11 protein-coding genes and 4 pseudogenes are annotated in these 14,083 nt (G+C 68.2%); 7 read left to right on the top strand and 8 right to left on the bottom strand.

The window, feature by feature from the left end; all coding sequences use genetic code 11:
• The first annotated feature begins 13 nt into the window (after nt 1–13).
• From ACIQPR_RS41800 to ACIQPR_RS41790, 3 genes are all read left to right on the top strand, one after another.
• The gene (locus tag ACIQPR_RS41800; RefSeq protein WP_403660330.1) at nt 14–1,129 is read left to right on the top strand and encodes a M24 family metallopeptidase; all 1,116 of its coding nucleotides are present in this window, start codon (nt 14–16) and stop codon (nt 1,127–1,129) included.
• A 47-nt stretch (nt 1,130–1,176) separates the two neighbouring features.
• Nucleotides 1,177–1,635 (top strand): nuclear transport factor 2 family protein, encoded by a 459-nt coding sequence (locus tag ACIQPR_RS41795; RefSeq protein WP_403660327.1) that lies wholly within the window; start codon nt 1,177–1,179, stop codon nt 1,633–1,635.
• A gap of 410 nt (nt 1,636–2,045) precedes the next feature.
• Nucleotides 2,046–2,321: a hypothetical protein gene (locus ACIQPR_RS41790; RefSeq protein WP_403660324.1), complete on the top strand. Its 276-nt coding sequence runs from the start codon at nt 2,046–2,048 to the stop codon at nt 2,319–2,321.
• Nucleotides 2,322–2,338: 17 nt separating this feature from the next.
• On the opposite strand, the pseudogene ACIQPR_RS41785 reads toward ACIQPR_RS41790, so the two are convergent.
• The 3 genes and pseudogenes from ACIQPR_RS41785 to ACIQPR_RS41775 form a co-directional block, all read right to left on the bottom strand.
• Nucleotides 2,339–2,862 (bottom strand): annotated as a pseudogene (locus tag ACIQPR_RS41785) (transposase); the annotation flags it as partial.
• A 214-nt stretch (nt 2,863–3,076) separates the two neighbouring features.
• A pseudogene (locus tag ACIQPR_RS41780) lies at nt 3,077–3,593 on the bottom strand (DUF4265 domain-containing protein).
• Between the two features lie 87 nt (nt 3,594–3,680).
• Nucleotides 3,681–4,658 (bottom strand): LysR family transcriptional regulator, encoded by a 978-nt coding sequence (locus tag ACIQPR_RS41775; RefSeq protein WP_403660321.1) that lies wholly within the window; start codon nt 4,656–4,658, stop codon nt 3,681–3,683.
• 53 nt (nt 4,659–4,711) lie between these two features.
• Here ACIQPR_RS41775 and ACIQPR_RS41770 point away from each other — a divergent pair, with 53 nt between their 5' ends.
• Nucleotides 4,712–5,911: a nuclear transport factor 2 family protein gene (locus ACIQPR_RS41770; RefSeq protein ID WP_403660318.1), complete on the top strand. Its 1,200-nt coding sequence runs from the start codon at nt 4,712–4,714 to the stop codon at nt 5,909–5,911.
• Between the two features lie 546 nt (nt 5,912–6,457).
• Here ACIQPR_RS41770 and ACIQPR_RS41765 read toward each other — a convergent pair.
• The 3 genes and pseudogenes from ACIQPR_RS41765 to ACIQPR_RS41755 form a co-directional block, all read right to left on the bottom strand.
• Nucleotides 6,458–7,622, bottom strand: a pseudogene (locus ACIQPR_RS41765) (IS701 family transposase).
• Between the two features lie 65 nt (nt 7,623–7,687).
• Nucleotides 7,688–8,620, bottom strand: a complete 933-nt coding sequence (locus ACIQPR_RS41760) for an aminoglycoside phosphotransferase family protein (RefSeq protein ID WP_403660316.1) — start codon at nt 8,618–8,620, stop codon at nt 7,688–7,690.
• A 340-nt stretch (nt 8,621–8,960) separates the two neighbouring features.
• Nucleotides 8,961–9,512: a hypothetical protein gene (locus ACIQPR_RS41755; protein WP_403660313.1), complete on the bottom strand. Its 552-nt coding sequence runs from the start codon at nt 9,510–9,512 to the stop codon at nt 8,961–8,963.
• 94 nt (nt 9,513–9,606) lie between these two features.
• Between ACIQPR_RS41755 and ACIQPR_RS41750 the strand changes: the two are divergent.
• Nucleotides 9,607–10,376: pseudogene (locus ACIQPR_RS41750) on the top strand (transposase).
• 179 nt (nt 10,377–10,555) lie between these two features.
• Here ACIQPR_RS41750 and ACIQPR_RS41745 read toward each other — a convergent pair.
• Nucleotides 10,556–11,413, bottom strand: coding sequence for a helix-turn-helix transcriptional regulator (locus ACIQPR_RS41745; protein ID WP_403660310.1), 858 nt, complete (start codon nt 11,411–11,413; stop codon nt 10,556–10,558).
• 102 nt (nt 11,414–11,515) lie between these two features.
• On the opposite strand from ACIQPR_RS41745, the gene ACIQPR_RS41740 reads away from it, so the two are divergent.
• Both ACIQPR_RS41740 and ACIQPR_RS41735 read left to right on the top strand, forming a co-directional pair.
• Nucleotides 11,516–11,959, top strand: coding sequence for a VOC family protein (locus tag ACIQPR_RS41740; RefSeq protein WP_403660307.1), 444 nt, complete (start codon nt 11,516–11,518; stop codon nt 11,957–11,959).
• 62 nt (nt 11,960–12,021) lie between these two features.
• Complete coding sequence (locus tag ACIQPR_RS41735) at nt 12,022–13,086, top strand: hypothetical protein (protein WP_403660304.1); 1,065 nt, start codon at nt 12,022–12,024, stop codon at nt 13,084–13,086.
• 10 nt (nt 13,087–13,096) lie between these two features.
• Here the strand turns inward: ACIQPR_RS41735 and ACIQPR_RS41730 are convergent, their stop codons facing one another.
• Nucleotides 13,097–13,918 carry a helix-turn-helix transcriptional regulator gene (locus tag ACIQPR_RS41730; RefSeq protein WP_403660302.1) on the bottom strand — a complete coding sequence of 274 codons (822 nt, stop codon included), beginning with the start codon at nt 13,916–13,918 and terminating at the stop codon, nt 13,097–13,099.
• Nucleotides 13,919–14,083: the final 165 nt, after the last annotated feature.

The following is a 14,083-nucleotide window of genomic DNA, read 5'->3' as shown; positions in this document are numbered from 1 at the left end:
GGAGAACCCCCGAGTGAGCACCACCGCCCTGCACCTCACCGACCGGCTGGAGCGCGCCCGCAAGGCCACCGCAGCCGCCGGACTCGACGCGCTGTTGATCAGCCCCGGCGCCGATCTGCGCTATCTGACCGGATACGACGCCAAGCCGCTGGAGCGGCTCACCTGCCTCGTCCTGCCCGCCGAGGGTGAACCCTTCCTCGTGGTACCGGAGTTGGAGCGGGCCGCCGCACACGCCTCCCCCGCCGGGACCCTCGGTATCGACATCACCGGCTGGGTCGAGACGGAGGACCCGTACGCCCTGGTGGCCTCCCGGCTCCGGCGCCCGAACGGCCGGGTCGCCGTGGACAACCACATGTGGGCCGAGAAGACCAGCGCCTTCCGCACCGCGCTCCCCTACACGCATCAGGCGCTCGCCGGAGACGTGCTGAGCATGCTGCGGATCCGCAAGGCGGCGGACGAGGCGGAGGCACTGCGCCGGGCCGGGGCCGCCATCGACCGGGTGCACTCCCGGATGGGCGAGTGGCTGCGGGCCGGACGTACCGAGCGCGAGGTGGCGCGGGACATCGCGGAGGCGATCGTCGCCGAGGGGCATGTCCGCGCCGACTTCGTCATCGTCGGCTCGGGCCCGAACAGCGCCAGCCCTCATCACGAGGTCTCCGACCGAGTGATCGGCCCCGGTGACCCGGTGCTGGTCGACATCGGCGGGACGACCGAGGACGGCTACTGCTCCGACTGCACCCGCAACTACGTGGTCGGCCGGCCGCCGGCGGACTACCTGCGGCTGCACGAGGTCCTGCTCGCCGCCCAGAACCTCCAGACCACCACCATCGGCCCCGGCATGACCGCCGGTGAACTCGACGCCGTCGGACGGGACTTGATCACGGACGCGGGCTTCGGACCGTACTTCATCCACCGCACCGGGCACGGGATAGGCCTGGAGGGCCACGAGGAGCCGTACATCCTCACCGGCTCGGAACTGGTGCTGGAACCCGGTATGGCGTTCTCGATCGAACCGGGCATCTACCTTCCCGGACGGTTCGGGGCTCGCATCGAGGACATCGTGATCTGCGCCGAGGAAGGCGGCGAGCGGCTCAACCGCACCAGCCGCGAGCTGGTCGTCCTGCCGTGACGACCGCAGACCCTCGATCCTCCGCCTCGCCACGGGAGCCCGCGCCCATGCACGCCACCGTCCCGCCGCTCCCGACCGGCGGCGCCCGCCCCGGCGGGTCCCCCGCCGACCTCGCCGCGGTCTGGGAGGTGATCACCAGCATGTACCGGGCCTTCACGGCCGGGGATCGTGCCCGCATCGACTCCTGTCTGGACCCGGACGCCACCGTCTTCGACTCGGCGACCACGGACCTCATCTGCGGGAAGACGGAACTGGACCAGGTACGCGACAGCCGACCCTCCGCCGAATCCGGCCCCAAGGAGACCGGCCTTGAGGCTCACGGCGAGATCATCGACGTCTTCGCCGACCTGGCCCTGGCGCGGTACTGGCTACGGGTCGACTACGTCGACCTGCCGCCACGGCTGATCCGCAACACGGCGGTGCTGCGCCACTCCAGCGAGCGGTGGCGCATCGTGCACCTCCACGAGGATTTCCAACGGGATCTCGCGTTCGGGGAGGCGGAGTAGGGCGCGGAGGCGGAGGCGGAGGCTGTGCGGTGAGTGCGGCCGGTCGAACTCCATGGAGGAGCGGGTCGCAGTCCACTCGTCGCGCCGTTCTGCCTGCGCCTGCCTGCCCCGCAGGTGGGCGCAGCCCTCGCCTGCCAGTTGCCGCGGTACCTCGTTACTGCGGCTCTGGCACGAGGAGGTCTACGTGGTTGGGCAGACTCGTCAAGTCCCGGCTGGACAGTCCGCGATCGAGGTGGAGCAACGTCACGACTCGGCGATTCAGCATGGACGGGCTGTGGCCGTACGTCCGAGCTGAGATCGATCGACATAGTGAGCCTTTTCCAACCTCACTCTGAGCTTGTTCTTTATGATCCGAGTCGCCTTGAGAGTGCGTGACGCGACCCGATCAGGGGCTGAGTAGCATTGTTGCCATGGCCAAGGGGATGGGGCAGCGGCCCAAGGTGAACCTGGACAGTGGCGTCGAGGACGTGACGCTGTCCATCCTGGAGTGGCTTGGCGAGCAGGGGGTTGGTGCCATGATCCGGGTCGATGCGGAGCGGATGCGTGACGGTCAGCCGGCGTGGACATTCGCCGCTTCTGGTGGGCCGCTGGACGGTGGGATGAGGGCCGACGGGGCCTCGGTCGCCGAGTGCATGGGCATGGCGCTGCTTCGACTGCGCGAGGCTGGGCTGGCTGTTCCGTTCTGACGTCGTGTTCCGCCGCTGAGCTGATCGCGTTCGGTGATGCTTTCGGGGCGCCTGGTGGTCTTGCCCACGTCGTAGCGGGTGGCGGGCCTGAGGTTCTTCGAGCCAAGTGGCATTCCAGGTACGGGAGTTGATGGTTTCGGCCCACGGGCCGGACAGTGCAGGTGCGGGCGCAGGTTCCGAAGCCCCCGGCAGACGCGGGCCGGGGTGAGCCGGCCGGGCTCGGCGGGCTTCTCCCATGGCCGCCGCATGTCGGCGGCGGCCCCGCGCAGGAGGCGGATCTGGGTGTGCGCGGCGATGATCAGCCAGGTCCAGCGCTCGCCGGCCGCGAAGGTCCGGAGCTTCGGACGGGTCCACCCGAGGGTCTGTTTCATCAGCCTGAAGAGGTGCTCGATGTCGAACCTCCTCAGGAAAGCCTGCCAGCGCACGTCGACGTCCTCGCTGTTCAAGCCGGTGGCGGACGACCACAGCCACAGCGGGAGCGCGGGCCGCCTCCGCCGGGCAGGCGGCCGACGCGGAGGCTGATCAGCGTGCCCTCGATGATGCGTGACGCTTTCGCGAACGCTTCCCCGGGACCGGCGTCAGGCAGCAGACTCACCTTCAAGGCCTGCGTCTCGATCGGTGCACCTTGGCCGGAGCACATGAAGACGAAGGCCGCTCCAGTGTCCGGCGAACGTCCAGGTGAGTGGCCTAGTTCGAGGGCGCTTTCGAGTAGAGGGCAAGACTCGAAGCGCAGGGGCGGCAGGCTCCCGCATAAGTCAGGCGCTCCACCATTCGCCGGTGCCGCAGCCGACCTCGTAGTGCCACCACTCCTCCGTCTGCCCCCGTGCCAGGAGAGCCTTGATGCCGGCGAAGTCCGCGCCTGCTGGCACGGTGAAAGCCACCATCGGGAAGCTCTCACTGAAGACCTCGCCTCCAAGTCCGAACGGCGAGAGGCGCTGATGAACCGCCTGTGGGCTGTCGCCCAGGGGACCAGTGGGTATGGGTACAACACGGATCGTGCAGTTAACCGGAGGAGCTGACCTGTCCGACAGCCCAGTGGAGCCCGTCGGAGTCGGTCTGGTACTTCACCACGTCGCCCTCGGCCACTCCGTCTTGAAGGAAAGGGGCATTCTCGACACAGGCCGTGTCGTCGCTCAGCTTCGTCGCCCACAGACCCTCGATGTCCTGCGGGAACCACCCCTCGCGGGGGACGAACCGGAACCAGACCTTGATCTTCTCGACCATGCTCTCCATGACGGTCATCATGCGCCGAGCGCCAACCACACCTCGCATCAGGTGTGAACTGGAGATCAACCTGCGCCGTCACCGGACAGCCGGAGGTTAAAGAACAAGCTGAGAAGCTGTTTCACATTCGGTGATCTATGGGCACTCCGTGCCTGCTGCGAGCGTTCGGTGGCCAGGCGATCGGTGGGTGTCCGACTCGGTCGGCCGGCAATCGACTTGGGCCGCACGGACCGAAGCGAAGGCCGTAGCGACGTGGTCCAGCAGGGGCGCCGCGTGGGGGTGGGGGTCGCGGCGCGGTGTGATCGCGTAGATCCCACGGGTCGGGGGATCGACGAGGGGCGTGGTGGTGACGTCGGCCCGCAGCGCGCGCGTCAGCACACCGGGTATCAGCGCGATGGCGTGACCGGTAGCGACCAGGGCCAGTTTGCCGGGCAGATCGGCCGCGGTGAGGTCGATGCGGGCGCTGACTCCGGCGCGGGCGGCGTGCTGGCGCAGGAGTGCCGCCGAGCCCTCGTTGTCTTCGACCCAGGTCTGGTCGGCCAATGCCCGCATGTGCACCGGCCCGCGCTCCGCCTGTGGGTGGTCCACGGGCAGCGCGACAACCATGGCGTCCAGTCCGAGGAACCGGCGTTCGACCCGCGGGTCATGGGGCAGTCCTGGTGGTGCATCCGTGACGACAGCGATGTCGAGGTCGCCGGTGACCACACGGCAGTGCAGCTGCGCGGTCGAGCCGGGGAGCAGACTCCACCGGATGGAACCGGCCTGTTGCAACAGGGCCCGGATGGCCTCGGGGACGATCCCTGCGGCGAGAGAGGGCGTCGCACCGACAGCCAGTGGCCGGTTGAACGCCCCGTCGCCTGCCTCTCGTGTCGCGCGTACGGCACGGTCGGCCTCGTTGAGCGTGGCCAGGGCATGGTGGCGGAACACCTCGCCGGCAGGCGTCGGACGCACACCGCGCGCGTGCCGCTCCATCAGCGCTACGCCGAGCTGCCGCTCCAGCCCGGCGATCTGCCGGGAGACGGCCGACTGCGTGTGATGGAGCTCGGTGGCCGCCGCCGACAGCGACCCGAGTCGGCACACGGTCACGAAGGTCCGCCACACGGTCAGGTCCATGGCACCAGCATGCCCAGCCAGTATGCGTAGCCCGCAGAGCCAGCCTGCACAATATGCGCTTGTCGCAGCCCTCGTGGTGCACCACTCTGGCGCGCATGACCACACCGCACACGATCGCCGTCCTCGGCCTGGGGCGTATGGGCGAGGCGATCGCGACACGACTGGCCACCCAGGGCTGGGACGTCGTCGGCTGGACACGCTCCGGGCGCGCATCAGGCGCCGTCAAGACGACCGGCGATCCGAACGACGCCGTGGCGAAGGCCGACCTCACGCTCCTGGCGCTGTTCGACGGCCCCGCCTGCCAGCAGGTCCTCGACAACGTCCGTGACTCCCTGCGTGCGGGGGCGATGGTCCTGAACACCAGCACCATCGCCCCCGCCGAAGCCTCGGCCCTGGCCCGACAACTCGGCCCGGCCTACATCCACGCGCCCGTACTCGGCTCCGTACCGGCTGCCGCTGCCGGAGCCCTGCAGATCCTTGCCGCCGCCGACCAGGAATCACTTGATCGAGTCCGAACGGTGCTGGACGCGCTGGGCACCGTACGGTCTGTCGATGACGCTCCCACCGCCGCCGCCCTCAAGCTGATCGCCAACCACAGCCTCGCCGGTGCTGTCCTCGCGCTGCGCGACTCACTACGGCAAGCCGACGCCCTCGACTTGCCCCGGGCCCAGGTACTGGACGTCCTCGAACTCGGCCAGCTCGGCGGGCTCGCGGCCCGCAAACGCCCCTTCCTCACCGGCCGGCCCGGCGCTGGCACGGCCGAATTCACCATCGGCGCGGCGGCCAAGGACATGACTCTGCTGGCCGCCGCGTCCAACACCCCCTTGCGCAGCGCAGTCGGCCTGCCCGACACCCCAGCCGACTCTGAAGCCGACATCGCCCTCGCCGCCACGGCCCCCTCCGCAGCAGACTCCGTACTCGAACCGCTCCGCGCCTACATCCGCGGACACGCCACCGGCGATCCCACCCACTTCCGCGACGCGTTCCTTCCCACCGCCCACATCGAGGGAATCCGCGACGGCGCATTCGTCTCCTGGCCCCTGGACGAGTACTGCGCCCTCTTCCGGGGCTTGCCGGCCCCGGACGAACCGACCCGCTCCCGCCGCATCGACGCCCTCGACGTCCACGGCACCGTCGCGACCGCGACCATGACGCTCTCGCACGGCGCAGACACGTTCATCGACATCTTCCTGCTGGTCCACGCCGACAACAGCTGGCGCATCGCCAACAAGGCGTATCACCGCCGCCCCTGAGAAGACGGGGAACGACCACTGCACACACGGGGAACGAGCGTCGGTGAGCCGCGAAGGCACTGGTCGGCCCCGATCGCCCCGATCGTGAACACCCCATTCCCCGCCGTGTGTACGCGACGAAGCGATCTCCAACGCGATGTCTCCCGACGTTAATTGGCAGCCCGTCATCACCCGGACCAGCTCCACCGACCGGTCCACCAGATCATCGAAATGCTCACACAGCACGCTGCCGACCGCCGGGACCACGGGACACGCTCCCCAGCGGGCCGTGAGGACCGGAACTTCACCGGCCACGCCCGGCTCCGGCCCGCGTATGCCCGACAGGCACCGCCGAGCGCTCCAAAGTCACCACAAAAGATCAGATTTACATCGCTTCGTATACGGGCTGTCGCCCTTCCGCCCGAACACGGACCAGACCAGACCCACAACTCAGCGAATCCGCCATCCATCACAAGGCGTCACAGATCACCGCACTTCACTACCCAGGCACTGAGTGCCTAGTACTCCAGCAGTGGATCGCGATCTTCATGTCTCGACGGCTTGTCGCTAGTAACGGCTGATCTGGGATCGGGCCTGGTGGCGGCGTCGCCAGTGGGACCACCTCAGCCAGTGGGCCGTATCGCGTGCGGGCCGGACGATGAACGCGGTGAACAAATGCTGGATCTCGTTGCAGGTCAGCGGTATCAGCTCGTCAGGCTTCGGGCGCCGGGCGTGTTCGTCGGCGCGGACAACGGTGAGAAAGGCATGGGCGAGCATCGCGAGGGTGACCCAACGGTGCCAGGACGTCCAGCGTCTGACCTGGTGTTCGTCCAGTCCAGCCAGGCCCTTGCCGGACTGGAAGGTTTCCTCGACCGTCCATCTGCGTCCGGCGACCCGAACCAGGATGGACAGCGGTACCTGAGCGGCTGAGTTGGCTGAGTAGCAACGGTAGAAAGGCGAGTTCACGGGTGCGCCGGTTGCGGCGGACGAGGAGCTGGTGGTGGCCGGGCCGGTCGCCGGCGACATCGGCCAGGGCCCAGTCGTAGACGCGGTGCCCTTTGGCGCCCGCGTCAGCGGAGAGCCTCTGCCAGGCCCGCTTCGGCAGCTTCTTGACCAGGGCGTCGGCGCGGAGCTTGCCCCCGTGGGTGGTGATCTGCTGGTCGCAGGCGACGGCGAGTACGTAGCCGATCTCGCGTCTCTCCAGTTCGCCTCGCAGGTGCGGGTTGCCTCCGTAGACCTCGTCGTCGGCCACCCAGGATGCGGCGACGCCGGAGTCCAGAGCACGGCCGATCATGCGGGCGGCGAGCGCCGGTTTCGTGGCGAAGCTGATGGCCTCGGGGATCCCGGCGGATCGGCCGCGGGCCACATCCTCGGTCCAGGAACGCGGGACATAGAGCTCCCGGTCGATCGCCGCGTGCCCGAGCGGGGTGGAGTAGGCGAGGTAGACGGCGACCTGGCTGTTCTCGATGCGCCCGGCGGTGCCGGTGTACTGGCGCTGCCCGCCCACCGTGTGCGTGCCCTTCTTCAGGTCGCCGGTCTCGTCCACGACCAGCACCGCGTCCTGGTGGTGCAGGCGCTCGACCACGAAACCGCGGACGTCGTCGCGTACCGCGTCGGCGTCCCACCTGGCCCTCGACAGCAGGTGCTGCAGACCGTACGGGGTCGCGTCCCCTGCATGCTCGACGAGCGTCCAGCAATTCTTGCGCGGCAGGTCCGACAGCAACCCGAGCACAGCTAACGATGATCAACGGTGGCCGCAGTCGTCCGCCCGCCGGACCCGGCCAACACCAGCACGCACTACGAGCGTTCGGTCAGCAACTCTGCCAGGCGGTCGGCGAATTCGGTAAGCCAGTCCAGCCGTGGTCCGCTGCGGGCGATACGAAAACTGTGGCGGCGGCCCCAGAACGCGGCCTGGACAGCGTGGAACTGGGCCCACCGCTGGACGCGTTCACGGTCGAGTTCCGCGGCCTCGGCGAAGACGTCCAAGATGCGGTGGACAGCCTTGCGCAGGTCATCCGCTTCGAGGAGCGTCAGCGCGCGGGACTTCAGCAGTGTGCCGCCGTCGTAGGCAGGATCTCCCACGTACCCCTTGGGGTCGACAGCCAGCCACGGCTCTCGGTCGGCACGCAGGATGTTCCGGGCATGGAGGTCCCCATGGATGAGGGTGTCCGGCTGGGAACGGCCCAGCTCCCGAACGGTCGCCACGGCGGCATCCAGCACCTGCCGCGACAGGGCATGCGTCAGCTCCCCGGCGTCCTCGCACAACTGCTCCTCCCAGGCATCGGCCTGCTCACGCAGTCGGGGCAGGGCGCGCGGGGCGGGGACGGCCAGGCGGCGATTGAGCCGCCCGGCGACCGTCACCACCTCGTCGCCGTCCTCGACCTCCGCCAGGGTCGACGGCTGAACCCGCTCCAGCAACATCGCGAACCGCCCGTCGTCACGCTCATGCAGCAGGACGGCACCGCATCCGCCCCACGCAACGAACGCATCCGGCTCATGGACGTTGCCGGGATGCGGAAACGACACCTTCAGCACGGCGCTCTCCCCAGCCCTCCGCCGTACCGGAACGATGACGCCGACGCCTCCATGCATGACCTCACCATCCGGCACGCACCCCCAGCGCCCCAGCAACTCCTCCACGATCCCGGGCAGCTCGGCGAGCCACGCCGCCCCGGCCTCCCCCTCGCGGTCGACGGTGCTCTGCGCAAACTCCTCTGGCATCGCGATCATCCCGGCACCCTACGCGCCAGCCCACCGCAGACTACGAAGATCGCGATCTACGGCTGGAGTACTAGATCACCGGATGTGACACAGCTTCTGATGCGTGGTGAAGGACGAGGACGGCCTTCACCACGCATCAGAGTTAGGTTGGAAAAAGCTCAGCGCACTCGCCTCTGATTCGATTCCCGATCTCGTAGTCGCCCGGGGAGATAACTTCACCCATGTACTGAATTCGATACGACAGTAATGGGAACAGAATCTCGCTGACCGTTGACACTCCTGCTCTAAGGGCGGTGCCGCAAAGCTCTTGGTCCCGAGTACGGAGCAGCCTGAAGTGCTGGCGAGGTGCTCAGCCGGTGGTTCGTGAGATGTCCAGGGATCGGGCGAAGGCGGCGAGCGTGTGGAAGTCGTTCTCCCGTAGACCGATCCGCGGGTTGACGTGGTGCAGGAGGCCAGGCCCTTGGTGGTGGGCGGTCACGTAAGTCTGATCCAGCTTGCTCTGCTCGTCGTCCACCCACGCGAAAGGGCGGCCGGCTGCGTAGTCCACCAGCGGCCCGGTCTTCCAGTGGACTCCATCCGGGCGTTCTTGGAGTAGGACGTCGCCGAAGTCGACGAAGGGAAGTTCCGGGAGTCCGAGGACCGGTGCGATCCACCGGTTGGCGTCGTCCATCCATGTGGTGGCCCAGCACAGCTCGAAGCCGAGTTGAAGAAGTGTTCGCCCGTGCTCTGGATTGAGCCAGACATGCAGGGGGCGCCGTCCGGACGCGAGGCCTCTGTCGTCCTGATGGGTGTCGTCTCGCGGAACTCTGAGTGCGGTGTAGCCCTCGGGACGCCTCTCCGGCTGGGCTGCATAGGGGTTGAGTGGCCCGTCGACGTCGAGGAACAGCAGCGGTCGGTTCACGGTTTCCCCCAGGTCTTGCGAGCTGTCGGCTGCCCTGATCAGCGTAGCTGTGCGATTGCCTCGGCATGGGGTCGGCCTGAGTGATGATCATGATGTGGCGAGTGTGATCACGGCATCGGACCGTCCTGGATAACCCCGTTCGCAGGGCTGAGCCCGCGGTGCTTCGACAGACTGCCGACCACCTTGCGGCGTGATGGAACAGATGTGGTCCCCCGAGGCCGACCGTGGAATCTGCCGCTGAAGGACCGAGTGTTGCTGGTCACGGCCCATTGGCGTACCAATCTGACGTTGCGGCAGCTCGCTCCGTTGTTCGGCATCTCAAAGTCCACGGCTGGCCGAGTCGTCAATCACTTCGGGCCCCTGCTTGCGCTCAGGTTCCGCCAGCGGTTCGCCAAGGACGCCGTTCTCATCGTGGACGGCACCCTGGTCCCCACCCGCGATCACACGATCGACGAGCGGTCGAAGAACTATCGGTACTCCACCAGCCACCAAGTCGTCATCGACGCCGACATCCGCCTGATCGTAGTGGTTGGCCGGCCTTTGCCCGGCAACCGAAACGACTGCAAGACGCGGGAGGAATCCGGAGCCAAGGACGCCATCGGCAAGACCCTCACGATTGCTGACGGCTGCTACCCGGGCACCGGACTCGTCATCCCGCACCGCCGACAGCGCGGTCAGAGCGAACTCCCGGACTGGAAAGAGGACCACAACAAGTCCCACAAGCAGGTACGAGCCCGCGTCGAGCACGTCTTCGCCCGAATGAAGACCTGGAAAATACGCCGCGACTGTCGCCTCAAATGCGACGGCGTCCACCACGCCATGCTCGGCATCGCCCAGATGCACAGCCTCGCCATCGCCGGTTGATTGAGCAGCCCGAGCCATGACACCCCACCGGCCGGGAGATCGTCTACGGGACATCCCTCAGGAAAACTGGGCACACAAGAACGCCCGGAAATTCACAGTCGACAGTGCACCAAGGTTCACCGTCGCGATGGAAGGAAAGAGCGTCAAGCCGATGCTCAGATAGACGAATACAGCCTCCGTCAAGCGGTGTGGGCACTGCCCGCCACCACCGCCAGGCGAAACTTGGTCTCGTCCTCGGTGTCGGGAGCCGCGGTGAGGATCACGACCTTGCGTTGGTCGTCGCCATCGGTCAGGACGTCACAGTCCACCGCGATCGGCCCGGTCACCGGGTGTTGGACGATCTTGTGGTCTTCCCGGTGCGCGCCGACCTCGCCGGAGGCCCACAGTTCGGTGAAGCGCGGGCTGTCAGTCGAAAGGTCCCGGATCAGGCCCGTCAGGCGTGCGCTGTCCGGGAACCGCCCCGTGGCGCGGCGCAGGTCGGAGACGACGGAAATCTCGACCTGCGGCTGGCTGAGCGAGGTCACCGGCCAGTGCGACAGGTTGGGGACGGCTCCTGCGGGGGCGAAGGTGTCACGAGCGAAGTTCCGTGACAACCGCGGCCGTGCGGAGGGGTCGCCCAGCAATGCCGACCAGCACCGGTTCCACCAGATGAGCTGCCAGTCCGCGGCGAACACGGCGGTCGCGGAATCGCCGAGCCGGTTCAGTACGCGATGGAGGCCAGGAGGGATGTGGTCCGAGATCTCTCCCTCGGCGGGAGGGGCGAGCCCGGCCAGCCGGTACAGGTGGTCCCGTTCGGCGTCGGTGAGCCGCAGAGCGCGGGCGAGCGCAGCGGTCACCTGCGCCGACGGAGTCCCATGGCGTCCCTGCTCCAGGCGGACCACGTAGTCGACCGAGATCCCCGCGAGTTCCGCGAGGTCTTCGCGGCGCAGCCCCGTGACGCGTCGCCGACGACCGCTGGGCAGTCCCGCAGCGTCAGGTGACACGCGACCGCGCCAGGTACGCAGCATGGGGCCGAGTTTCGCGATGTCGGCGGTCATGAGACCGATTGTCGCACCGGGGGTCGCACCGAAGGTGGTAGCGGTTTTCCTACCGAATCGCGCTCTCTGGTCGGCGCTCCGGCGGCCGGTGACTCTGACGGCATGACTTTCACCTTCTCCCACGATCACGTGGGCATCACCGTTGTGCCGGAAGACCTGGACGCCACCGTCGCGTGGTACTCACGCAACCTCGATTTCGCCGTCGAGCGGCGATTCGAGGCCCACGGCACGACGTTCGTCTTCCTCACCGCGGGCGACGTCAAGATCGAGCTGCTCGCGGGCGCGTCGAACCGGGGCGGGGAGCCCACGCAGAATGCCCTCACGAGCATGCGCACGTCCCGCCTGCACCACTTCTGCCTCGCTGTGGCGGATCTCGACGCGGCGGTGTCCCGACTGCTCGCACTCGATGTGCCGTTGATCGGCGGCCCCATGGAGATACCGGCCATCGGACGGCGCATCGCCTTCGTCACCGACAACGTCGGCACCATCATCGAGCTGAGCGCCCCCGGCACCTCGGTGTCCGGCCGGAAGGGTCAGGCACAGTGACCGGCCACGGGTGCCTTGACGAACACCGGGCCGCCGGGTCGGCCCGGTGGCAGTCCGCCGAGGTGACGAGCCCGCGTCTCGATCGTCGTATCCCGGTCGTCGCCGCCAAGGACATCCCCTACTTCCTCAACGCCAACCGCCTCCAGAACCTCAGCGTCTACCTGCCGTGGACTCCACGGACCGCCGCACTCGTCGGTACCCCGGTGACATCGCTCCCGGGAGCCGACTCCCCGGCGCGGCGCCCGCAGTATCTGGTGCACATCCACGGCGGCGCCTGGCGCGACCCACGGCTCACTTCCGCCTCGATCGAACCCACTGTCGCCCACGCGTTCTCCGACGGCGTCCTCTCCGGTGAGGAGGCGACCGGGCTCACCGCCATCGCGTCCCTCAACTACACGGTCTCCCAGATGGACTATCCCGCTCCCCCTGTCATGACGGATCCCCCTGTTCCCTACGACGCCGTCAAAAGCAATCACACCGACCCGGCTCGCGAGGCAGTCCATCCGCAGCACCTCAGCGACGTGCTGCACGGATTGGCGCTGCTCGGCACCCTCGGCCTCACCGACGACTCCTACATCCTGTCCGGCCACAGCTGCGGCGCCTGCCTGGCCTCGCAGTCCGTCCTCCAGCCTCCGCGGCACTACGGTCTCGATCACCTTCCCGGCCCGCCCCGCCCTGCGGCGCTGCTCGGCCTGAACGGGTTGTACGACCTCCCGGCACTTGTGACGGCGGCCGGGCTGGGCGCCTCCCACGCCCACCTCCGTGACGACTACGAGGCTTTCCTGTCCAGGGCGTTCGGGGCGGACAAAGGCACGTGGCCGGATGCGAGTCCAGCCGGTTTCGACCCGATGGCCATCGCCGGGCGGATCCGCGAAGGACACTCGCCCCGTCTGGTCGTACTGGAGCAGAGCGCCGAGGACCAGCTCGTACCGATGACCCAGCGAGAGCGGATGACCGCCACTCTGAGCGAGACCGCAGGACTCCGGATCGCCCACGGACACCGGCTCACCGGCAGCCATGCGGCCCCGTGGGAGGAGGGCCTGATGATCCATCAGAGTGTCGTCGACACCCTCCGGATGCTTCGGAAGGCGCCCCACGCCACGGGCGGTCTCGGGAACCGCGCGTGACCCGGCGCGCTCAGCGGACCAGGGCGGCCAGGCGCTCGGCGGACTCACCGGGCGCGGGCTGGAGCAGCATCAGCCGGTGCGAGCTGAGCGGGCTGAGGACGACACCGCACTCCAGGGTGATCGGTCCGGTGCGCAGATGGGATACGGCGTTCATCGAGCAGTAGACGGCGGTCACGTCGGGGTTGCTCCACAGCTGGGCGAACTCGTCGCTGGCGGCGCGCAGCGCCACGATCAGCTCCACCCCGGTGGGATCGGGCGCGAACCGGGCCGTGGCGCCTCGCAGATAGGCGGCGATGGAACGGGTCCATTCCTCGTCGTCCTGTTCCAGTCCGCATCGGGCCCGCCAGTCCGGCTGGGTGAACCATCGCCAGATCAGGTTGTCCTCGCGGTCGGGTGCGCCGACGACCTTCCCGATCAGCTCGACGCTGAGCTGGTTCTGGGCCACCACGGTGCCGAGGTGATCCGTGATGACGGCACAGGCGGTCGGCTGCATGGCGGCCATCGCAGCGTGCAGGACCTGGTCGACGTACCCGGCCGGGGTCGGTGTGACGGGCACGGCGTGACCGGCCAGGGAGTACAGGTACTCGCATTCCTGCCGGTCCAGGCGCAGTGCCGCCGCCACCGCGGCCAGGACCGACGGCGACGGGTTCGGACCACGTCCCTGTTCCAGCCGCTCGTAGTAGGTGAAGGACATCGCGGCAAGGCTCGCGACCTCTTCCCGGCGCAGCCCCGGTGTACGGCGCCTCGTCCCGGTCGGCAGCCCGACCTCGGCCGGAGTCAGGGAAGCCCGCCGGCGTCGGAGGAAGGCGCCCAGATCATCGCGATTGGCCATGGGCCAAAGCTTGGCACAACGGGTGTGCCCGGGCGGGTCCTTCGCCCCGGTCGAGGACGCCGGACATCGCTAGAGGGCGTCTGAAAAGCCGGTCAGCGGGCAAGTCACCTGGTAGCGGGGCGGTGACGTACTTTCGGGGGCTGGGGTGTGCGGGCTGCGTACCTG

Origin of the sequence: Streptomyces sp. NPDC091280 (assembly GCF_044768565.1) — a bacterium.
Taxonomy (GTDB): domain Bacteria; phylum Actinomycetota; class Actinomycetes; order Streptomycetales; family Streptomycetaceae; genus Streptomyces.
Note: the sequence above shows the minus strand (reverse complement) of the source record. Positions and strands in the feature narration are given on the sequence as shown.